The following is a 20,460-nucleotide window of genomic DNA, read 5'->3' as shown; positions in this document are numbered from 1 at the left end:
GTGAGCGATGCATGTCAAGAGTTGACTCGAAACTGACTCAAACAATCACAAACGCGCAATCCGTCTGCGCGCGTCTCGACCCCGGCACAGCAGAACGGGCCGCTCCGCATGCGCGGAACGGCCCGTTCGGCAGGTGGTCTCAGGCGACTTCGTAGGTGAGGCAGTCGGCGTCGTCGTGGCCGGCGCCGATGCGCACCGCGGCTGCGGTGCATTCGAGCTTCGAGTTGTGGATGCACTCCGAGCGCTGGCATGCTCCGACGTGCGTGAGCACCTTGTCGAGCCCGCCCTTGGAGCCGAGCGGGATGAAGGTGACGCACTCGGCGTCGCCGGGCGAGCCGGCGATCGTGACGGCTGCCGCGTGGCAGTGCGAGTGGTCGTTGTAGGAGCAACCGGCCACCGAACACTCGGCGACCGCGGGCATCTCGTCGAGCGTCATGCTCATGGTGACCTCCTGAGGCGGTTGCGACTCTGCTGTGTTCGGATGGTAGCCCCGCCACCCGCTCGACCGCAGCACCTGTGGGCCGATTTTCCGCAGATCAGTCGGACTTTCTTCTGAGGATTGCCTTACCTATCAGCTCCGAACGGGCGGCGAGCCGGCGATGTTCAGGCGGGCGCGTTGTCGGGATCGATCGTCTCGATCGTGTCCTCCTCGACCGGGTTGTCTGCCTCGACGTCGTTGGCGTCGGTGCCGCGCTCGGGTCCGTCGGGCGCCTCGGCGGGTTCGCCCTCGCGATCGAGCCGCTCTTCTGCGCCGGTCGTGTCGTCGGGGTCGCGCGGGGTCGGCCCCGGTCGTCGCTCGTCGGTCATGATGCCGCCTCCGCTCGTCGAGTTCACGTCGTCGATTCGAGCCTGCGCGGCTGCGAGGCATCCGTCAACGGCTTGACGGATGCACCGCGCGGGTTCAGTACTCGAGCACGTGGCTGTGGTGCGTGTTGGCGACCACGTACCCGAGCCCCTCGTAGAGCCCGAGCGCCCCGGTCGGGCTCTCGGCGTCGACGTCGAGGATGGACTGGTCGAGCCCCTCGTCGCGGCATGCTTCGAGATGCCGGGCCAGCAGTCCCTGCGCGATGCCGCGCCCGCGCCGCTCGCGGACCACCCCGACGAGCTGCACGTACGACGAGCTGAAGCCCTGGCCCGCCCAGTCTCCCTCGTTGCGGAGCGCGAGCACGAACCCGACGACGCGGTCGCCGGCCGCGCCGTGCTCGACGGCGACGAACGAGAGCGACGGCGCGAACTGCTCGCCGCCGACGATACGGCTCCACGTCTCCGGTGCGGTCGACTGGCTGCCCCAGTGGTCGGCGAAAGCCTCGTTGCGGGCGAGGCGGGTCGACTCGGTCCACTCGGCCGCCCACGGCACGAGATCGACGTCGTCGGTACGCGGCGCGATCGACTCGATCGGAAGCGAGACGTCGCGGCCGAGCGTGAAGAAGTGACGGCGCTGCGGCAAGCCGGCCCGTTCGAGCAGCGCGCCCGCATCGGGTGCCCGTTGCTCGGCGTAGGCGATGATCCAACCCGGCAGCGCGTCGTCGAACGCTGCGAGTCGTTCGCGCGCCCGCTCGAGCTGCCAGCCGAGCAGCGCCCGGCCGATCCCGCGGGCGCGCGCCTCCGGGCGCACGGCGCCGAACGCGATCGCGCGGATGAGCGTCTCTCGTCCGGTCGGCACGACGACGGAGCCCGAGGCGAGGATGCGCCCGCCACGGTCGATACCGAGCATGGTGTCGCGAGCAGGGTCGATGTGCGAGACCTCGAACGCCTCCATCACCTCGTCGCGCGTCTCGATCCACTCGGGGTGGTCGGCCCTCGCGACGTCGGCGTGGAACGCGAGCAGTTCGTCGACGTCGCCCACCGTTGCGGGGCGCCAGGTGTCGATGTCGGGGTGAGCCGGCCGTTGCGGCTCGGGCGAGGGGCCGACACGACGCGACAGCGGAAGCTCAGAGGCGGACATGCCCAGATCCTCGCACGAACCGCGGCCGACGCTGGAGTTCCGGTCGCCTGCGGGAGCAGAATGGGTGCCACTGGACTCGGAGGTGGGCGATGTCGGTCGAACAGATGCTGTGGTCGGTGCTCGGAGCGATTGCGGTGGTCGGCGGAATCGGGTTGCTCGCCGCGCTCTGGGCGCTCGTGCGCCGACCGCGCCAGCAGTAGTCGCGCGGCCGTCACCGGCGCCGCGCTCAGCGGACGGCTTCGGCGATCGGCGTCGCGCCGGCATTGAAGCGGATCGTGCGACGAATCGTCGCGGGCTCGAGGAGCACGGCGGCCGCGACCGCTGCGACGTCGGCCCGGTCGACGGTCAGGCTCTCGGACGCCTCGGCGTCGATGCCGCCCGTGCCGTCGCCGTCGGTGAGCCGGCTCGGCCCGAGAATGGTCCAGTCGAGCGTCGTCGTCGCGAGGTGCTCGTCGGCCGCGGCCTTCGCCTCCGCGTAGGCGTGGAAGGAGTCGCCCGCGGGCACCGAGTGATCGGGCGACCGGAAGTACGAGACCATCACGTACCTGCGCACACCGGCGGCGTCGGCCGCGGCCATCGAGCGCAGCGCGGCGTCGCGATCGACCGCGTACGTGCGCCGCGGATCGCCGCCGCCCGCACCCGCCGACCAGACGACGGCGTCGTGCCCGCGCAGCAGCGCGGTCAGGCCGTCGACGTCGAGGGTCTCGATGTCGGCCACGACGGGCGTCGCGCCGGTCGCTGCGACGTCGTCGGCGTGCTCCGGGTTGCGGATGACGGCGTCGACCTCGTCGCCGCGCTCGGCGAGCAGGCGTTCGAGGTGCAGGGCGACCCTGCCGTGACCGCCGATGAGTACGATGCGTGCCATGGGCGACTCCTTCGCGTGTCCCGATCCACGCTACCCGTCGGGTGAGACCGTGCAAGGTGCGCGATCATGCCGGTGACGAGTGCGGGGCTGCTGCTGCATCGCGACCTCGGTGCGGGTGTCGAGGTCTTCATCGCGCACATGGGCGGCCCGTTCTGGGCGCGCAAGCACGAAGGCGCGTGGACGGTGCCGAAGGGCGAGTACGAGGCCGTGGCCGAGCACCCGCTGCTCGCCGCCCGGCGCGAGTTCGGCGAGGAGATCGGCGTCGCGCCACCCGAGCTCGACTACGCCGACCTCGGCGAGTTCCGCTACGCATCGGGCAAGCTGATCCGCGTGTTCACGGGCGAGGCTCCCGACTTCGACGTCGCCGTCGTCGAGAGCAACACGTTCGAGCTCGAGTGGCCGCCCCGCTCGGGCCGCGTGCAGGCGTTCCCCGAGGTCGATGACGCGCGCTGGGTGGCGATCGACGGGGCACGGACGCTCGTGACCAAAGGGCAGGTGCAGGTGCTCGCCGCGCTCGAGACGCGGCTCGCGGCGTCGCCGCCCCGGTCGGTCGAGTAGGCGCGCGGCGTCGTCTCGAGACCGTGGACGCTTCGGGGCGGGTGTCGCGCGACGCGCGTCGTACTACCCGACCGACCGGTGCACCTCGTCGCACCACTCGGGCACGACTTCGCTCGCGGGCCCGTGCCGTACGGCGTCGAACAGCGGGGTGATCTCGCTCGACGCGAGATTGAGCTCGACCGTCTGCGCACCGTGCTCGGCCGCGGTGACGACGAATCCGGCCGCCGGGTACACGGCGCCCGATGTTCCGATCGCGGCGAACACGTGGCACGCGGCGAGCGCCGCCTCGATCTCGTCGAGGCCGTAGGGCATCTCGCCGAACCAGACGACGTCGGGGCGAAGCATCCGCTCGCCGCACGACGGGCAGGCCGGCCGACCGACGAGGTCGCCGGGCACCGGCGACCGTGTCCCGCATCCGGTGCAACGCGCGAGCGCCAGCTCGCCGTGCATGTGCAGCACCCGCTGCGAGCCCGCCTGCTCGTGCAGGTCGTCGATGTTCTGGGTGACCACGAGCAGGTCGTCGCCGAGCGCCTCCTCGAGGCGGGCGAGCGCCCGGTGCGCCGGGTTCGGCTCGGCGAGCGCGACCGCGTGCCGCCTCGCGTCGTAGAAGCGCTGCACGGTCTCGGGGTCGCGCTCGAAGGCCTCGGGCGTCGCGACGTCCTCGACCCGGTGCCCCTCCCACAGGCCGCCGGCATCGCGGAAGGTGGGCACCCCGCTCTCGGCCGAGATGCCGGCCCCGGTCAGCACGACGACCCGCATGCCTCCATGAGACCACGGGCTGTCGGAATCGCGCACGATCTTGCAGGATGGCCGTATGCCGGCCGATGCGCTCATCGACGAGGCGGGAGCGCTGTACGCGCTCCGCCCCGAGGAGTTCACGGCCGCCCGCAACGCCCGCGCTCGCGAGCTGCGCGACGACGATCGCGAGCTCGCCGACGCCGTGGCGGCGCTGCGGCGCCCCTCCCCCACGGCCTGGCTCGCGAACCAGCTCGTGCGACACCGCGCCGACGAGGTCGAGGCGCTGTTCGAGCTCGGCGACGAGCTGCGCGAGGCGCAGGACGGGTTCGACGCGGCGGCGCTCGCCCGCTTCGCGAAGGAACGGCGCCGACTCGTCTCGGCCCTCGCGCAGGAGGCGGGCGGACTCGCCGAGGAGCTCGGCGCCCCGGTGCGCCAGCCCGTGCTCGACGAACTCGCCCAGACGCTGCAAGCCGGCATGGCGGATGCCTCGGCCGCCGACGCCGTGCGCAGCGGCCGGCTCGTGCGCAGCCTCGAGGCGGTGGGCGTCGACGTGGACCTCGACGGCGCTGTGGCGGGCGGACCGGACGGGGCGAGGCCGGCGAAGCGGTCCGCACGCTCGAAGGGGGCCGGACGCACCGAGGCCGATGCCGCGGACGCCGCCCGTGAGCGGGAGGAACGCGAGCAGCAGGAGCGCCGGGAACGCGAGCGCGCGGCATCAACCGCCGAGGAGCACGCCGCCGAGGCATCCGCCGCCCTCGACGACCTCGAGAGCGAACTCGCGGCGCTCGACGAGCGCATCGACGCCGACACCGCCCGGCGCGACGAGCTCGACGAGGAGCTGCGCGGTCTCGAGGAGCGTCTCGCCGAGGGCGGTCGTGAGCGGCGGAGGCTCGCGCGCGATCGCGACCGGGCGGCGCGGGTCGCCGAGTCGGCACGTGACGAGGCCGCCGCGGCGCGCGACGCGCTCGACTAGCCTTTCGGCATGCACGAGGCCGCCCACTCAGAACTCCATCCCGACACCCTCGCCGTCATCGCCGGTCGCCCCGCGCATGCGCCTGACGCGCCGATGAACGTGCCGGTGCACCTGACCTCGACGTACGTCGCCGGCGGCGACCTCGAGTACGGGCGCTACGGCAACCCGAGCTGGACGGCGTTCGAGGACGTCCTCGGCGCGCTCGAGGGCGGGCGGTGCGTGTCGTTCTCCTCCGGCATGGCCGCGATCTCGGCCGTGCTCGACCTCGTCGAGCCGGGAGGACTCGTCGTGGCGCCGCGGCACTCGTACACGGGCACGGTCGCCCTGCTCGAGGAACGCGCGGGCCAGGGGCGCCTGCGTGTCGAGTTCGTCGACATCGCCGACACGGCTGCGGTGGCCGCGGCGAGCGAGGGGTCGGCGCTCGTGTGGTTCGAGACGCCGACGAACCCGGCCCTCGAGGTCGCGGACATCGCCGCGATCTCGGCCGCCGCGCACCTGCACGGGGCGCTCGTCGCCGTCGACAACACGTTCGCGACGCCCCTGCTCCAGCGTCCGCTCGCGCTCGGCGCCGACCTCGTCGTGCACTCGGCGACGAAGTACCTCTCGGGCCACAGCGACGTGCTGATGGGGGCCGTGGTGACCGCGTCCGACGAGCGCGCCGACTCGATCCTGCAGCGGCGCACGCTCGCCGGGGCCGTCCCCGCGCCGCTCGAGGCGTTCCTCGCGCTGCGCGGGATGCGGACGCTCGCCGTGCGACTCGAGCGCGCACAGGCGAACGCGCAGGAGCTCGTGCGTCGCCTCGACGGCCACGCCGCGCTCGAGGAGGTGCGCTACCCGGGTTTCGGGGCGGTCGTCTCGATCGTCGTGCGCGGCGGCGCCGCGCCGGCCGATGCGCTCGTCGGGCGCACGAGACTGTGGGTGCACGCGACGAGCCTCGGCGGGGTCGAGTCGACGTTCGAGCGTCGCCGGCGCTGGCCGGCCGAGCAGCCCACCATTCCCGACGGGCTCGTGCGGCTGTCGGTCGGCATCGAGCAGGTCGACGACCTCTGGCGCGACCTCGCGGGCGCGCTCGACGCGATCGCCTAGAGCCGCTCGAGCAGCCAGTCCATCGCGTCGGGCACCGTGTCGAGCACGGAGACGTGCCCGTCGTCGAGGCGCATCCACAGCGAGGCGTTCGGCAGGCGGCCGAGCATCCACGCCGCATGCGTGCGCGGCACGATGCGATCGCCCTCGCCCTGCACGAGCAGCACGGGCGCCGCCACCCGCTCGAGTTCGAAACCCCACGGCTTCGCGAAGGCGACATCGTCGTCGACGAGCCCGTCGGGGCCGTCGCGCCCGGCTCGAGCCGAATCGGAACCGAGATCGGCCCACGTCCCCTCGAGCGCGGCGAGGTCGACCGGCAGGAAGACGTCGGGGTCGAACTCGTCGGTCTCGGCGAACGCCGCCCGGGCGGCCCGGCCCGCGCGGGCGGCGCGGAGCGCCCCGGGCGCCCGCATGCCGCCGAACCAGTCGAAGGCCTCGGTGTACGGCGCGACGCCGGCGAGCGTGACGACGCCGATCACGCGATCGGGTGCGAGCGCAGCCCCGGCGAGGGCGTGCGGGCCGCCACCCGAGGCGCCCATGGCGGCGAAGCCCTCGACGCCGAGCGCGTCGGCGACCGCGACCGCGTCGGTTGCGGCCGATGCGACGTCACGCCCCGGGTTCGGCGTAGAGCCCCCGTAGCCCGGCCGTCCGTACGAGATGAGCCGGATGCCTCGCGCCGTCGCCGCTGCGAGCACGGCGCCGAGCGGCGCCCCGGTCTGGGGCGAGCCGTGGTGCCACATGAGGGTGAGTCTCGCCGAGGCATCCGCCCCCGAGTCGTAGGCATGCAGGACGCGCCCGTCGTCGAGCCCGACCTCGTGTTCGGTGACCATGCGCGTCATGTCGTCAACGACCGTCGGCCCGCACCGGAGGCAGTTCGACGGAGACGACGTCGCCGACCTGCTCGTCGCCGGCGACCGCGGCGGGTTCGAGGGTGGCGGTGAGGCCCGACGGGATGCTGACCTTCACGGGCAGTCCCCCGCACCCGGACGACCAGTCGGTCTCGCTCAGGATGATCAGGCACGTGGTCCGCTCCTGCGGGTCCTCGGCAGCGTAGTAGACGGTGCCGATGGAGTCTTCCCCGACCCGACGGACCGTGTCGCGATCGATCGCGCCCTGGAAGTCCACGATCGCGGGCGGCAGGTCGCTCGGCCGCTGTTCGCGGTCGAACACGGGCAGGTCGTTCACCGAGGGCGTGCATCCGGCGAGCACCGCGAGCGCCGACAGCACCGCGGCCGCCCCGGCGCATCGGCGGGCGGCATCTCGCGTACGCACCCGCCACGGATGGGACATGCGACCTCGCTTCGACTCGCCGGCACCTGTCGCGCGAGTCTTGCAGGATCCGACGGCGTGCGCAATGGCTCGGGAGGGGGCGAGGCGCACGCCTAGGCTGGGCGGGTGATCGGCGGATTCCTCTCGGGCGTGCGGATGCTCGCGCGCGGCTTCGCGTTCTGGTCGAAGCGGCCGGGCATCATGTTCCTCGGCCTGATTCCCGCCGCGATCGTGTTCGTCGTGGTCGTCGGCGGGCTCGTCGGCCTCGGATTCGGACTGCCGTCCATCACCGACTGGCTCACGCCGTTCGCCGACGACTGGGTCGACCCCTGGCCGGGCATCGTGCGGGGCGTGCTCGGCACGGTCGTCTTCGCGGCCGCCGTGGTGCTGGCCGCGGTCACGTTCACGGCCGTCACGCTCGCGGTCGGCGACCCGTTCTACGAACGCATCTGGCGCGCGGTCGAGACCGACCTCGGCGGCCCCGTTCCCGAGCAGGGCGCGGGGTTCTGGCGCGCGGTCGGCGACTCCCTCGCGCTCATCGGGTTCGGCGCGCTCATCGCGATCGGCGTCGGGCTCGTGGGCTTCGTGCCGCTCGTCGGCGCGGTCGTCGGCCCGGTGCTGGGCGTCGTGCTCTCCGGACGGCTGCTCGCCGCCGAGCTCGTGTCGCGCGCCTTCGCGGCGCGGGACCTGCACGGGGCCGACCGCCGCAGGCTGCTGCGCGGGCATCGCGGGGCCATGTTCGGCTTCGGCGTCGCGACCCAGCTCTGCTTCATGGTGCCGCTCGGGGCGGTGTTCACGATGCCGGCCGCGGTGGCCGGGTCGACGATGCTCGCGCGGGCGGCGCTCGACGGGGTTACGTCGTCGTTCGATCCGGCGCACGCCCCTCGAACATGAGGATCGGCACGGGGCCGAACGGCAGCGACTTCGCGCGCATCCGTCGCACGTCGGTGCCGATGAACCCCGCGTCGAGGAGCGCTCGCTCGGTCTCGCGATCCCAATGGCAGCCGTGGCACCACCGCTTGGAGATCGGCGTCGCGACGCGCTGCACCGCCCGCTTCAGCGTTCGGGGCGGCGCGGCGACGTGGTCGACGAAGACCACCAGGCCGCCGGGCACGAGCACCCGTCGCACCTCGGCGAGCGCGGCGGCCTGATCGGCCACCGAGCAGAGCACGTAGGTGCCGACGACGGCGTCGACCGAGTGGTCGGGCAGCGGAATCGCCTCGGCGACCGCGCCGAGCGGCTCGGCGGTGTGACGCCACTCGCGCGCCCGCGTCGCGAGCTCCGCGCGACGGTCGGCGTCGGGCTCCAAGCCGATCCACTCGACATCGAGGTCGAACGCCCCGAAGTTCTCGCCCTCGCCCGCACCGATCTCGAGCACGCGCCCGCGCACGCGGCCGAGCAGTTCGCGCTCGAGGTCGTCGATCGCGTCGCGATCGACCGGTCGGGCTGAGGTCATTCCGGCACGCTACCGCGCTTCGGCGACGCTGTCATCGACCTCGCGAAGCGGGGGATGCCTCGGGGAGTCAGCGATCGAGACCGGCGGTGCGCGTCGCCGCGGCGATGAACGAGGGACGGACTCGCTCCCACCCGTCGAGGTAGCCGCCGACCATCGCCGCGTCGCGCAGCAGCACGAGCTGACCGGCCGTCGCCCCTGGGTCGTCGGCCTCGGCGGCGCCGAGCACCTTCTCGAGTTCGGACCGGAACCACTCGCGGTGCTCGGCGACGGCGCGCCGCACGCCGCTCTCGGGGTCGGGGTACTCGGCCGCGGCGTTGATGAACGGGCAACCGCGCGTGTGATGCCGTGCGACGTCGTCGGCGAGCCCCTCGATCACGAGTCCGACGAGCTGCCCCGGCTCGGCTCCCGACGCCTCCGCCGCGTCGAACGCTCCTCGGATGTTCGCGTCCTCGACGCCGAGGTAGGCCTCGACGAGATCCTCCTTGCTCGGGAAGTGACGGTAGAACGTCGCGCGGGTGACGCCCGCCTCGGCGATGATGCGGTCGACGCCGACCGCGTGGATGCCCTCGCGGTAGAAGAGCTCCGACGCGGTCTGCAGCAGTCGTTCGCGCGCTGCGGAGGCGCCCGTGGAAGTGGTTCGTGCGGCCATATCAAAAATGATAGAACGATCTTTCTCTTTTTGCTTGACATCCGTTCCGCTGTGGGCGTACATTCTGGGAATACAAAGAGATAGAACGATCGTTCTACTTCACAGATCACGAAGCGGTCACCGATCGCCCACCAGAAGGAGCAGGAACCATGAACACCACCGGCGCGAACGACAGCAAGGCCACCATCGTCCTCGTCCACGGACTCTGGATGACCCCGAAGAGCTGGGACACCTGGGCCGAGTACTTCCGGGCCCGCGGCCACGAGGTCATCGTCCCGGGGTGGCCCGGCATCGACGACCGCGACGTCGCCGACATCCGCTCGAACCCCGAGGCGCTGAAGGGCATCGGCCTGAAGCAGATCGCCGACCACTACGAGCGCATCATCCGCGCCCTCCCCGAGAAGCCGATCATCATGGGCCACTCCTTCGGCGGCGTGATCACCCAGATGCTCGCCGACCGCGGCCTCGGCGCCGCCTACGTGGGCGTCGAGCCCGGGCAGGCCGCCGGCATCACGACGCTGCCGGCATCGACCCTCCGCACCGGCTTCCCGATCCTCGCGAACCCGTTCGACCGCAACGGCGCGAAGCCCCTCTCGAAGGCCCACTTCCACTTCACCTTCGGCAACGACCTCGCCCGCGAGGCATCCGACCGCCTGTGGGAGGAGTTCGCGGTGAACTCGTACAACCGCGTCTTCTTCGAGGGCGTCGCCTCGACGATCAACGAGAAGGGCGGCGTGACCCACGTCGACTACGCGAAGCCCGACCGCGCCCCGCTGCTCGTCATCACCGGCGAGATCGACCACGTCGTGCCGCCGGCGATCGGCCGGGCGATCGTCAAGAAGTACACGCAGACCGGCAGCCCGTCGGTCGTGGAGTACCGCGAGTTCGCGGGCCGCACGCACCGCATCGTCAGCCAGGACGGCTGGGAGGAGGTCGCCGAGTTCGCGCTGAACTGGGCGACCGAGCACGCGCAGGCGACGCAGGGGCAGGTCGCCTGACCGAACAGCCCGCACGTCGCGCGGAAGGCGCGGACCCGCATGGGTCCGCGCCTTCGCCGTATCCCGATAGCATCGACCAACCCCCGAGGAGGTAGAGGATGAGCGCAGACCCGACGATCTCGGCGCCGCCGGGATGGTACGAGGACCCCGAGGCACCGGACGTCCTCCGCTGGTGGGACGGGCACCGCTGGTCCGAGACCGGGTTCGCCCCGAAGCCGCTGCAGGGCTGGGGACCGCCAGCGCCCGACGCGACGAATCGCATCGCGCGGTGGGCCCGCACCGTCTTCTTCTGGGCGCTCGGCGTCGGGGTCTGCTTCTGGCTCCTCCCGATGATGCTCACGTTCCTTCCGGACCCCAGAGCTCAAACGGTCGGGGTCGTCCTCGTCTGGATCGGCGGCCTGCCCGCGTTCGTGCTCATGGTGCTAGCGATCGTGTTCGGCGCGATCGGCGCGCATCGAGCGGGGCAGCTCGACGGCATCGGCCGAGGTGCCGCCCTCACCGGGCTGTTCGGCGGCATCGGACTGCTCGCCGCGCCGGCGCTCCTCGCGCTCGTCGCGCCGCTTCTCGCCCTCGTCTTCGTCGCGAGCAACTAAGCCGGCGACTCGCGCGCGCAAACGCGAGCGGATGCCGTGAGCACGGGCCCACGGCATCCGGGTCGGCGATCTGCGCTCAGCTCGAGCGCAGCCCCGCGAAGAACTCCCGGATGTCTCCGACGACGAGCTCGGGCACCTCGAGCGCCGCGAAGTGCCCGCCGCGGTCGAAGCGACTCCAGTGCACGATGTTCGAGTTGTCGCGCTCGGCGAAGACCCTGATCGTCTGGAAGTCGTCGGCGAACACGGCGACCCCGGTGGGCGCCGCGTTCACGGCGGGGGTGTCCCCCGCCGCGGCCGCCGCCGCAGCCGCACGGGCGTCCTCGAGGTACATGCGGCTCATTCCCGCTGCGGCGTTCGCGAACCAGTTGACGCTGACCTCGGTGAGGATCGCGTCGAGCGGCACGAGCGACGTGCCGTTGCCGAAGGAGTTGAAGAGCTCGCTGTAGGCGAGCAGCCCGACCGGCGAGTCGCTGAGCCCGACCGCGACGGTCTGCGGACGGCTCGCATTCATGGTGTTGTAGCCGCCGACCGACTGGAACCACTGCATGTGCTCGAGGCCCGCGTAGTCCTGCGGCTCGAGCCGTTCGAACTCGGCGGGGTCGCCCGAGGGGAACGAGAAGAGCTGCAGCACGTGGAGCCCGAGGAAGCCGTCTGGGTTCAGCAGGCCGAGCTCGCGGGCGACGAGCGCGCCGTTGTCGGAGCCGTGGATGCCGTACTCGTCGTACCCGAGCCGGCGCATGAGCTCGTCGTAGGCGCGGGCCACGCGGGCAGTGGTCCAACCGGCCCCGACCGGGTTCGAGGAGCCGAAGCCCGGGGCGTCGGGCACCACGACGTCGAACGCGTCCTCGGCGCGGCCGCCGTGCGCGACCGGGTCGACGAGCGGACCGATGAGGTCGAGGTAGTCGACCGACGAGCCGGGGTAGGTGTGCGCGAGCAGCAGCGGCGTCGCGCCCGGGTGCGGCGAGCGCACGTGGATGAAGTGGATCGGCTGCTCGTCGACCTCGGTGATGAAGTGCGGCACCGCGTTGATGCGGGCCTCGACGGCGCGCCAGTCGAGTTCGCGCCAGCGGTCCACGGCCTCGCGGAGATAGGAGTTCGGCGTGCCGGCATCCCAGTCGTCGACCGGGGCGGGCTGGGGCAGCCGGGTGCGCGCGAGGCGCTCGCGCAGGTCGTCGAGTTCGGCCTCGGCGACCTCGATGCGGAACGGGCGGATGGCAGTGGAAGCGCTGGTCGTGTTCATGTCTTCGACGGTACGTTCGATATAGGCATGATTCGTTCCTGATTCGGAAGGAAGATCGACGCGATGACCGACACCGCCGCGCGCCTCCTCGCCCTGCTCTCGCTGCTGCAGTCTCGCCCCGACTGGAGCGGGTCCGAGCTCGCCCGGCGCCTCGACGTCACGCCGCGCACCATCCGCAACGACATCGATCGCCTCCGCGAGCTCGGCTACCCCGTCGACGCGACCCGCGGCGCGGCCGGCGGCTACCGGCTCGGCGCCGGCGGCAAGCTGCCGCCGCTGCTGCTCGACGACGAGGAGGCGATCGCGGTCGCGGTCGGCCTGCGCGCCGCCACCGGCGTCGCCGGCATCGAGGAATCGAGCGGGCGGGCGCTCGCGAAGCTCGAGCAGGTGCTGCCCGCCAGGCTGCGGCCGACCGTCGCCGCCCTGCACGGAACGGTCGATCGCGCCCCCGAGAACACGGGGACCGACGCCCCCGACCCCGAGGTCGACCCCGCAGTGCTGCAGGCCGTCGCCGCCGCGATCCGCGACGTCGAGTGGCTCCGCTTCGACTTCAAGGGCGAACCCGTGCTCGTCGAGCCCTATCGGCTGCTGAGCTGGCAGCGACGCTGGCACCTGATCGCGCGCGACCCGCGCAGCAGCGTGTGGGGCACCTACCGGGTCGACTGGATCGAGCCCCGCATGCCGACCCGGCGGCGATTCGATCCGCAGCCGGTGCCGGGCGGCGACCCGACGGCCTTCGCGATGCGCACGATCGCGACGACGGGCTGGAACGTGCACGCCCGCCTGCACATCGCCGCGTCCGCCGAGGCCGTGCTCGATCGCATCAATCCCGCGGTCGGCGCCGTCGAACCGGTCGACGACGGCACCTCGGTCCTGATGACGGGTGCCGACAGCCTCGAGACCATCGCGGCGTACATCGGCATGCTCGGCATGGACTTCACGGTCGAGTCGCCCGCCGAACTCCGTTCGGTGCTGCGCACCTACTCCGAGCGGTACGCCCGAGCCGCTTCCGGTTGAATCGCCGGGGCATCGGGCTCGTGCTCACCCGAGTCCGACGCGGTCGGGCACCGCGGCGGCGACCGTGGGCAGCCAGGTGCCGACCTCCGGCCACGCCCGCGCGGCGGGCAACCGGCGCAGCAGCTGCGCGAGCGAGGCGTCGGCATCGGGCCACGGGATGACGCGACTGGGCGACGCGCTCGCGAGCACGCCGAGCCACCAGTGCTTCCACGTGACCGGCAGGTTCTCGGGGTGGATCACGACGTAGTAGTCGGGCACGCTGAGATCGTGCCGCCCTGCCGCCTCGAGCGCCCGGGCGATCTCGAGCTCGAGCACGCCGTAGGTCGAGAGGTCGTCGAAGAACTCCACCCAGGCCGCGGCGACGTGCGCGAGCGGGTCGTGGTCGTGCACGACGTACGGGGCATCGGAACCCGACGACCAACGGGCGACCTCGGCGTCGGAGGCATCGGGCAGCGATGCGGCCCGCACGTTCGCGAACCTCTCGAGCGCGTGGATGGCACTCGCCGTCTCATCTCCGACGACGACCAGCGTGGTGCTGGACGGAGCCTCCATCTTCGCAGTCTACGACCGCGGCGACCCGGCCGCTCAGCGGGCGCGCCAGTACCCGCAGAACGACACGTTCCGCTTCGGCACGCCGCGCTCGTTCACGAGGTGACGGCGGGCGCCGGTCGCCAGCTTCGACTCGCCTGCGGCGAACGCGTAGACCCTGCCGTCGGGGAACGGCAGCTCGCGCAGGTGCTCGAGGGCGGTGCGCCCGGCGGGCGCTTCGGGCCGGCGGATGACCCAGTGCACATCGAAGCCGGCCGGCGCATCGACGTGCTGGAAGTCGTCGGCGTCGGGGATCTCGACGATGGCGTGACCCCGGGTGTCGTGCGGAAGGTCGCGCAGGATGCCGAGCACCGCGGGCAGGGCGCTCTCGTCGCCGACGAGCAGCGTCCAGTCGGACTCGACCGGCTGGAAGCCGCAACCCTGGTCGATGAGCGCGACCCGCGCACCGACCGGCAGGTCGTTCGCCCAGGGCCCGGCCACACCGGCCTCGCCGTGCACGACGAAGTCGATGTCGATCTCCCCCGTCTCGGCGCGGAACTCGCGCACGGTGTAGTTGCGGATGACGGGTCGCGTCGCCTTCGGCAGCGTCAGGTAGCGGAGATAGCCGGCCATGTCGTACGTCTCGGCGAGGTTGTCGAAGCGAGTGTCGCCGGCGGTCGGCACCGCGAGCCGGAACCACTGGTCGAATCCGAGGTGGCGCCAGTCGGCGATCCCGTCGCCCGCGACGGTCAGGCGCACGAAGTGCGGCGAGATTCGCGCCGCCCTCGTGACCTCGGCCTCGACGACGCCGCTCGATGCGTGCGTGATCGCGATGTTGCTGACTGCCACAGGGCCCTCCATGCTACTTAGGTAAACCTAACCTAACTGATGCGAACCGATCGCGCATCCCGCTCGACACGCCCCGACGGCCGGCCCTTCGAAAGGAAACCTGAAAAACTCGCGCGACCTGCGTCATGATTCGCCGCCGTCACCGTCTCTCTGTTCGAGTGGGATCATCGTGCGCCCGCACGACGCCGACTCATCCCCCCGTCTGCAACACAGAGAGCCCGAGACGTGAAGCCCCAACGAATCCGACGCGCCCTCCGCACGGGCGCGACCATCGCCGCCGCCGGAAGCCTGGCCCTGATCGGCGCCGTGGCACTCGCCACCGCGGCGCCCGCCGCGCCTGCCAACGCCGCCGAACCGCTGCCGCTCTGCCCGCCCGACGGCGAAGCCCCGCCGATCGGCTCGGTGCCCACGTACACCGACTCGAATGTCGCGGTCTACGCCGGAGGCGACTTCCACGCGACCTCGAGCGCGGCCGAATCCGAGGGGCTCCTGCTCGTGCGCGGCAACGCGACCTTCGACAAGACGAGCGGCGGCGTGTTCAACGTCGGCGTGGTCGGCGCGGGCTCGGGCATCGTGCCGGCGGGCGGCGAGACCATGCTCGCGGTCGGCGGCGACCTCGTCGTCGGCGCGACGACGACGCTCGACGTCGGCGCGAACATCACCGGTGGCGGCGCCGTGAAGGTCGGCGGCACCTCGACCGGCACCGTCGTCACGAACGGCGGCGGAGCCCAGACCGGCCTCGGCCAGGCCGCCGCGATGGACCCGAACGCCGACTTCCACACCGTCGTCGCCGACGCCTCGGCCGATCTCGCGGGCCACCCTGCCACCGGCACCACGCTCGTCTCGGGCAACCAGGTCGAGTTCGTCGGCACGCCCGGCGACGACCCGCAGGTCTTCACGCTCGACACCGGTGCGATCTCGGCGATCACCGAGATCACGTTCACCTCGGTGCCCACGGATGCGCCGATCGTCATCAACGTCACCGGCGGCGACGACGTGGCGTTCGCGCCGAACTACTTCGCGATCGACGGCGTGCGCGTCGACGACCTCACGAGCGCCGAGTTCGGCAACGCCGCATCGCGCATCCTCTGGAACTTCACCGACACGACGACGCTGCTCGTCGGCGGCACGAGCCAGGTCATGGGCTCGATCCTCGCGCCGAACGCCGACGCCGAGATCACAGCCTCGACCAACGGTCGCGTGCACGTCGGCGGCGACCTCACCACCCGCGGCGCGGGCAACGAGCTGCACAACTACCCCTGGACCGGCGGCGGCCCGCTCGGCTGCCAGAAGGTCGGCGGCTTCTCGGCCGCGAAGACCGTGTCCGGCCCCGAAGCCGGCGACGTGCCCGCCGAGACCGAGTTCACGCTCGCGTACTCGTACGACCTCGACGGCGAGACCGTCACCGACCAGCTCACCCTCCTCGCCGACGGCACGGTCGTCGACGGCCCGCAGGACCTGCCGGTCGGCACGATCGTCGACTTCGAGGAGGTCGACCTGCCCGCCGTCCCCGGTGTCGAATGGGGCACCCCGACGATCAGTCCCGAACAGGTCACGATCGCCGAGGGCGCGAACACGCTCGTGAGCGTCACGAACCGCGCCGGAGCCGACGTCGTCACGACGGCCGGCGGCTTCTCGGCCTCGAAGGAGATCGAGGGCGACGCGGCGGGCGATGTTCCCGCCGGCACGACCTTCACGCTCGCGTACTCGTACGACCTCGGCGGCGAGACCGTCGACGGAGCACTCTCGCTGCCGGCCGACGGCACGGTCGTGGACGGACCGCAGGACCTGCCCGCCGGCACGGTCGTCACGTTCGAAGAGGTCGACCTGCCCGCGATCGACGGCATCGAGTGGGGCACGCCCGAGCTCAGCGCTTCGACCGTCACGATCGCCGACGGCGAGAACGTCGAGGTCACGGTGACGAACACCGCCGCCGCGGTGACGCCGACGCCGTCGCCCGGGCCCGGCCCGTCGCCGAGCCCGTCGCCATCCAGCCCGGCGACTCCGGGTGACGGCGACCTCGCCGAGACGGGCTTCGACGGCCTCGCGCCGATGATCGCCGGCGGGCTCGCCCTGCTGGTCGGTGCCGCACTGTTCGTAGCCGCCCGCCGCCGGAAGGCCTGAGCAACGGGGTTCCGGCCCTGATCGAACGAGGATGCCTCGTGCCGCACCTGCGGCACGAGGCATCCTCGTTCTCGGGGTGGCGCCGCGCACGCTCTGCTCATCGCCGCTCGTCGCGCAGACGAGCAAGTCGACCTCTTCGGGCAGCGCGATCTGCGAGGTCTTCACGATCGGCCCCGAGGCGACCGCGTTGTCGACGTCGGAGCAGATCTCGAAGTGGATGTGCGGCCGGCGCCCCGAAATAGCATGCGGGGTAGATCGAGGTGGACCGCACGGTACCCGTCTCGTCGGTCGCCTGCACGCCGCGCGGGTAGTTCTCGTGCTCGACGCCCGGGGAGCACAACGAGTAGTTCCCGGCGCGATCGCAGCGCCAGAGGCAGACGCCGGCTCCGACGAGGGCAGCGTCGTGAGCCCGATGCCGCCGAAGATGCCGAGTGCGCGACGGCGATCGACGAGGGTGCGGATGTCGTGGACGAGGCCCCGGTGGTCCTCGTCGATCTCGTTGCCGTCGGCGTCGACCCAGCGGCGGTCGGCCTCGCGGGCGGTGTTCGTCGATCGGGCGTCGGTTCGGTCGGTCATGGCTGGCTCCTCACGTCGGCAGCGAGCATTGCCCGGATGCCTCGCCTCGGGCTGTGCGACCGCTACGCCTCTGCCATGAGTGCGCGCACCGCCCGCTCGAGGAGGGGTCGCGCGTCGAGCACCGGGTCGACGGTGAGCCGGTGCAGGACCAGTCCGTCGCCGAGCGCCATGACGGTCTTCGTCGCGGTCGCCGGGTGCGGCATGCCGAAGCCGACCAGGAAGGCTTCCGTCCAGCGTTCGAACTCGAGTCGCTGCCGGCGCAGCGGGGCGCCGAGCTCGGGGTCGCTGCCGAGCTCGAGCCACAGCGAGTACCGCGCTCGGGTTCTCGCGGCGAGCGGTCCGGTCTGCAGGTCGAAGATCTGGCAGAGCCCCTCGACGAACTCGTCGGGGCTGCGGGGGGCCGGCGCGCCGGAGGAGTCGAAGTCGGCGCGCTCCTGCTCGGCGAGGTGGTCGACGCAGCCGGCGAGGAGCGACCTGCGGGTGCGGAACCAGTTCGAGGTGCTGCCGGCGGGCAGCCCGGCGGCCGCATCGACCCTGGCGTGGGTGAGCGCGCGCACCCCCTCGGTGCCGAGCAGCTCGATCGCCGCATCGAGGGCACGATCTCGGGTCGTGGGCATGTACACCTCGCTCGTTCGGGTCTACTATGAACATAGTCCTACTACGAACGTAGTAGCGCCGCGACGAAGGAGTCGTCATGGACGAGCACGCACGCCACACGCTCGAGGCCCGAGCACCCACCTGGTCGCCGCCGCTGCCCGACGCGCCCGGCTTCGAGCATCTGGTCGTCGAGACGCCCGGACTGCGCAGCCACGTGGCGACGATCGGCGAGGGCGAACCCGTCGTGCTGCTGCACGGATTCCCCGAACACTGGTGGATGTGGCGGGAGGTCGCGCCACGGCTCGCCACCGCCGGCTTTCGGGCCGTCTGCCCCGACCTGCGCGGCACGGGCTGGACCGAGGCGGTCGACCCGCGCATCGGGCCCGAGACGTACCTCGACGACCTGATCGCCCTCCTCGACGCGCTCGCCCTCGAACGATCGCGGTTCCTCGCCCACGACATGGGCGCGATCCCGGCCGCTCAGCTCGCGTACCGGCATCCCGAGCGCGTTCGCTCCCTCGTGCAGCTCTCGGTGCCGCCGTTCTTCATGGGGTTCAGCCCGAAGCTCGCGCCGGGGTTCCGGCACATGCCGCGGCTCCTCGCGCACCGCCCGGGCCGCTCGCTCGACTGGCTCTACGACGAGGGCCACATCGCGCACCCGCCGTCGGCTGCGACGGTCGCGGCGCACCTGGCGCCCGCGTCGCGCCCCGAGGTCGACGGCGCCGTCCGCCGGATCTTCGGCGGCATGGCGATACCGATGTCGCTGCGGTTCGCACGCGGCGAGTACCGCCGACAGCGGCTGCACCCCCCGACGCTCGTCGTGTTCGGCCGCCTCGACCACCCCTGGGACGAGTCGCTCATCAGGCGACTGTGCCGCGACGCCGACCGGTACGCCGACGACTTCGGGCTCGCGTTCGTCGACGACGCCGCGCACTTCATCGTCGACGATGCGCCCGACGCGGTCGCCGAGCTCGCGCTCGACCACTTCGGGCGCACGGCTGAGCCGTCCCCACGCACCGAGTAGCCGGAGGGCATCATGGACGCATCCGTTCCCCGCACCGTCCCCGCCGACGCGTCGACCTGGTCGCCGCCGTTGCCTGCGGCGACCGGCTTCGACCACTTCGTCGTCGAGACGCCCGGCCTGCGCAGCCATGTCGCCGCGATCGGCGAGGGCGAGCCGGTCGTGCTGCTGCACGGATTCCCGCAGCACTGGTGGCAGTGGCGCGAGATCGCACCGCGGCTCGCCGAGCACGGGTACCGGGCGATCTGCCCCGACCTCCGCGGCGCGGGTTGGACGGCGGCCGACGAACCGCGCATCCGGCGCGAGACGCGACTGCACGACCTCGTCGCCCTGCTCGACGTGCTCGAGGTCGACCGGGTGCGGCTCGTCTGCCACGACATGGGTGCGATCACGGGAGCGCAGTTCGCCTATGCCCACCCCGAGCGCGTCGCCTCGATGGTGATGCTCTCGGTGCCGCCGACGTTCATGTCGTTCAGCCCGAAGCTGATGAGCGGGCTCGATCACCTGCCGCCGCTCAGCCTGCACCGACGCGGCCGCTCGCTCGCCTGGCTCTTCACCGACGAGTACGCGGCGCAGGGCTTCGCGCCCGAGACGGTGGAGTCGTACCTCTCACCGACGCGCCGACCCGAGATCGACGGCGCGATCGGCAGGCTGTACCGCGGCATGATCCTGCCCGAGGCGGGCCGGATCTTCCGCGGGGCCTACAAGAAGCAGCGCCTGCATGCCCCGACGCTGATCGTGTTCGGCCGCCACGACGAGCCGTTCACCGAAGACCTCGTGCGGCGGATCTCGGGCGATCCGGCCCGGTTCGCCGACCGCCTCGAGTTCGCCTTCGTCGACGGCGCCGCGCACTTCATCACCGACGACGCCCCCGACGATGTCTCGGCGCTCGCACTCGACTGGTTCGAGCGCGCGGGGTGAGCACTACATGGCCGTCGTGCCGTCGCTCATCACCGGCGTGATGAGCCCGAACAGGTTGCCGTCGGGGTCGTGGAGGTAGGCGCCGCGGCCGACGCCCTCCATGTCCTCGGGCGGCAGCGCCTCGGTCCCGCCGAGTTCGATGCCTCGCGCGAAGAGGGCATCGACGTCATCGACGCCGACCACGATGTTGCAGCCGTTGACCGCGGCACCGGGTTCGGGCGCAGGACCCTGTCGCTGCGTGAGCCCGCCGTTGATGCCGTTGCCCGGCTTGCCCTCGACGTTGCCGATGGCGCCCTCACCGGTGTCGATCACCCAGTAGGGCGTGTCGCCGAACTGCGTGAAGCTCCACCCGAGCAGCTGGGAGTAGAAGTCGACGAGCCGCTGCGGCTCGCTCGCGTGGATCTCGAAGTGCACGACCAGGTTGGCCATCGTCCGTCCCTCCTCGAGCGGCCGGCGGTCG

24 protein-coding genes are annotated in these 20,460 nt (G+C 72.0%); 10 read left to right on the top strand and 14 right to left on the bottom strand.

Going from position 1 to position 20,460, the window contains the following annotated elements:
- Window positions 1-139: 139 nt before the first annotated feature.
- From PX701_RS12215 to PX701_RS12200, 4 genes are all read right to left on the bottom strand, one after another.
- The gene (locus tag PX701_RS12215) at window positions 140-442 is read right to left on the bottom strand and encodes a DUF1540 domain-containing protein (protein ID WP_231431821.1); all 303 of its coding nucleotides are present in this window, start codon (window positions 440-442) and stop codon (window positions 140-142) included.
- Window positions 443-603: 161 nt separating this feature from the next.
- Entirely contained in the window at window positions 604-834 is a 231-nt protein-coding gene (locus PX701_RS12210; protein ID WP_231431822.1) for a hypothetical protein, read from the bottom strand.
- A gap of 67 nt (window positions 835-901) precedes the next feature.
- Window positions 902-1,945: a GNAT family N-acetyltransferase gene (locus PX701_RS12205; RefSeq protein ID WP_275506434.1), complete on the bottom strand. Its 1,044-nt coding sequence runs from the start codon at window positions 1,943-1,945 to the stop codon at window positions 902-904.
- A gap of 226 nt (window positions 1,946-2,171) precedes the next feature.
- Complete coding sequence (locus tag PX701_RS12200; RefSeq protein ID WP_231431824.1) at window positions 2,172-2,810, bottom strand: NAD(P)H-binding protein; 639 nt, start codon at window positions 2,808-2,810, stop codon at window positions 2,172-2,174.
- A 66-nt stretch (window positions 2,811-2,876) separates the two neighbouring features.
- On the opposite strand from PX701_RS12200, the gene PX701_RS12195 reads away from it, so the two are divergent.
- Window positions 2,877-3,368 carry an NUDIX hydrolase gene (locus PX701_RS12195; RefSeq protein ID WP_275506433.1) on the top strand — a complete coding sequence of 164 codons (492 nt, stop codon included), beginning with the start codon at window positions 2,877-2,879 and terminating at the stop codon, window positions 3,366-3,368.
- Window positions 3,369-3,431: 63 nt separating this feature from the next.
- Here PX701_RS12195 and PX701_RS12190 read toward each other — a convergent pair whose 3' ends face one another.
- On the bottom strand, window positions 3,432-4,127 hold the full coding sequence (locus PX701_RS12190; protein ID WP_231431826.1) for an NAD-dependent deacylase: 696 nt from the start codon (window positions 4,125-4,127) through the stop codon (window positions 3,432-3,434).
- A gap of 55 nt (window positions 4,128-4,182) precedes the next feature.
- On the opposite strand from PX701_RS12190, the gene PX701_RS12185 reads away from it, so the two are divergent.
- Together PX701_RS12185 and PX701_RS12180 are read left to right on the top strand one after the other, a co-directional pair.
- Window positions 4,183-5,079: a hypothetical protein gene (locus tag PX701_RS12185; RefSeq protein WP_231431827.1), complete on the top strand. Its 897-nt coding sequence runs from the start codon at window positions 4,183-4,185 to the stop codon at window positions 5,077-5,079.
- 9 nt (window positions 5,080-5,088) lie between these two features.
- Window positions 5,089-6,165, top strand: coding sequence for a trans-sulfuration enzyme family protein (locus PX701_RS12180; protein WP_231431828.1), 1,077 nt, complete (start codon window positions 5,089-5,091; stop codon window positions 6,163-6,165).
- Here PX701_RS12180 and PX701_RS12175 read toward each other — a convergent pair.
- Window positions 6,162-6,992, bottom strand: coding sequence for an alpha/beta fold hydrolase (locus PX701_RS12175; RefSeq protein WP_275506432.1), 831 nt, complete (start codon window positions 6,990-6,992; stop codon window positions 6,162-6,164). The two genes, PX701_RS12180 and PX701_RS12175, sit on opposite strands and share 4 nt — an antisense overlap.
- Before the next feature lie 13 nt (window positions 6,993-7,005).
- Window positions 7,006-7,434 carry a hypothetical protein gene (locus PX701_RS12170; RefSeq protein WP_275506431.1) on the bottom strand — a complete coding sequence of 143 codons (429 nt, stop codon included), beginning with the start codon at window positions 7,432-7,434 and terminating at the stop codon, window positions 7,006-7,008.
- Between the two features lie 123 nt (window positions 7,435-7,557).
- On the opposite strand from PX701_RS12170, the gene PX701_RS12165 reads away from it, so the two are divergent.
- On the top strand, window positions 7,558-8,325 hold the full coding sequence (locus PX701_RS12165) for an EI24 domain-containing protein (protein WP_275506430.1): 768 nt from the start codon (window positions 7,558-7,560) through the stop codon (window positions 8,323-8,325).
- On the opposite strand, the gene PX701_RS12160 is transcribed toward PX701_RS12165, so the two are convergent.
- The gene (locus tag PX701_RS12160) at window positions 8,285-8,887 is read right to left on the bottom strand and encodes a class I SAM-dependent methyltransferase (RefSeq protein ID WP_231431832.1); all 603 of its coding nucleotides are present in this window, start codon (window positions 8,885-8,887) and stop codon (window positions 8,285-8,287) included. The genes PX701_RS12165 and PX701_RS12160 overlap by 41 nt on opposite strands.
- Window positions 8,888-8,954: 67 nt before the next feature.
- Window positions 8,955-9,536, bottom strand: coding sequence for a TetR/AcrR family transcriptional regulator (locus PX701_RS12155; RefSeq protein WP_231431833.1), 582 nt, complete (start codon window positions 9,534-9,536; stop codon window positions 8,955-8,957).
- A 149-nt stretch (window positions 9,537-9,685) separates the two neighbouring features.
- Here PX701_RS12155 and PX701_RS12150 point away from each other — a divergent pair, with 149 nt between their 5' ends.
- Window positions 9,686-10,534: an alpha/beta hydrolase gene (locus tag PX701_RS12150; protein ID WP_275506429.1), complete on the top strand. Its 849-nt coding sequence runs from the start codon at window positions 9,686-9,688 to the stop codon at window positions 10,532-10,534.
- Window positions 10,535-10,632: 98 nt separating this feature from the next.
- Window positions 10,633-11,127 carry a DUF2510 domain-containing protein gene (locus PX701_RS12145; protein WP_275506428.1) on the top strand — a complete coding sequence of 165 codons (495 nt, stop codon included), beginning with the start codon at window positions 10,633-10,635 and terminating at the stop codon, window positions 11,125-11,127.
- 76 nt (window positions 11,128-11,203) lie between these two features.
- Here the strand turns inward: PX701_RS12145 and PX701_RS12140 are convergent, their stop codons facing one another.
- The gene (locus tag PX701_RS12140; protein WP_231431836.1) at window positions 11,204-12,367 is read right to left on the bottom strand and encodes an epoxide hydrolase family protein; all 1,164 of its coding nucleotides are present in this window, start codon (window positions 12,365-12,367) and stop codon (window positions 11,204-11,206) included.
- A gap of 63 nt (window positions 12,368-12,430) precedes the next feature.
- On the opposite strand from PX701_RS12140, the gene PX701_RS12135 reads away from it, so the two are divergent.
- On the top strand, window positions 12,431-13,384 hold the full coding sequence (locus PX701_RS12135; protein WP_231431837.1) for a helix-turn-helix transcriptional regulator: 954 nt from the start codon (window positions 12,431-12,433) through the stop codon (window positions 13,382-13,384).
- Between the two features lie 24 nt (window positions 13,385-13,408).
- Here the strand turns inward: PX701_RS12135 and PX701_RS12130 are convergent, their stop codons facing one another.
- Both PX701_RS12130 and PX701_RS12125 read right to left on the bottom strand, forming a co-directional pair.
- Window positions 13,409-13,936: a hypothetical protein gene (locus PX701_RS12130; RefSeq protein ID WP_231431838.1), complete on the bottom strand. Its 528-nt coding sequence runs from the start codon at window positions 13,934-13,936 to the stop codon at window positions 13,409-13,411.
- A gap of 33 nt (window positions 13,937-13,969) precedes the next feature.
- Window positions 13,970-14,761 (bottom strand): siderophore-interacting protein, encoded by a 792-nt coding sequence (locus PX701_RS12125; RefSeq protein WP_275506427.1) that lies wholly within the window; start codon window positions 14,759-14,761, stop codon window positions 13,970-13,972.
- A 225-nt stretch (window positions 14,762-14,986) separates the two neighbouring features.
- Here PX701_RS12125 and PX701_RS12120 point away from each other — a divergent pair, with 225 nt between their 5' ends.
- Complete coding sequence (locus PX701_RS12120; RefSeq protein WP_275506426.1) at window positions 14,987-16,885, top strand: choice-of-anchor A family protein; 1,899 nt, start codon at window positions 14,987-14,989, stop codon at window positions 16,883-16,885.
- Between the two features lie 638 nt (window positions 16,886-17,523).
- Here the strand turns inward: PX701_RS12120 and PX701_RS12115 are convergent.
- Window positions 17,524-18,078: a TetR/AcrR family transcriptional regulator gene (locus PX701_RS12115; protein WP_275506425.1), complete on the bottom strand. Its 555-nt coding sequence runs from the start codon at window positions 18,076-18,078 to the stop codon at window positions 17,524-17,526.
- A gap of 77 nt (window positions 18,079-18,155) precedes the next feature.
- Here PX701_RS12115 and PX701_RS12110 point away from each other — a divergent pair, with 77 nt between their 5' ends.
- Window positions 18,156-19,082: an alpha/beta fold hydrolase gene (locus tag PX701_RS12110; RefSeq protein WP_275506424.1), complete on the top strand. Its 927-nt coding sequence runs from the start codon at window positions 18,156-18,158 to the stop codon at window positions 19,080-19,082.
- Between the two features lie 12 nt (window positions 19,083-19,094).
- On the top strand, window positions 19,095-20,000 hold the full coding sequence (locus tag PX701_RS12105; RefSeq protein WP_275506423.1) for an alpha/beta fold hydrolase: 906 nt from the start codon (window positions 19,095-19,097) through the stop codon (window positions 19,998-20,000).
- A gap of 3 nt (window positions 20,001-20,003) precedes the next feature.
- Here PX701_RS12105 and PX701_RS12100 read toward each other — a convergent pair whose 3' ends face one another.
- Window positions 20,004-20,429, bottom strand: a complete 426-nt coding sequence (locus PX701_RS12100) for a VOC family protein (RefSeq protein ID WP_231431845.1) — start codon at window positions 20,427-20,429, stop codon at window positions 20,004-20,006.
- Between the last annotated feature and the right edge of the window lie 31 nt (window positions 20,430-20,460).

It is taken from the genome of Agromyces chromiiresistens, from assembly GCF_029167465.1.
Taxonomy (GTDB): Bacteria; Actinomycetota; Actinomycetes; order Actinomycetales; family Microbacteriaceae; genus Agromyces; species Agromyces chromiiresistens.
Note: the sequence above shows the minus strand (reverse complement) of the source record. Positions and strands in the feature narration are given on the sequence as shown.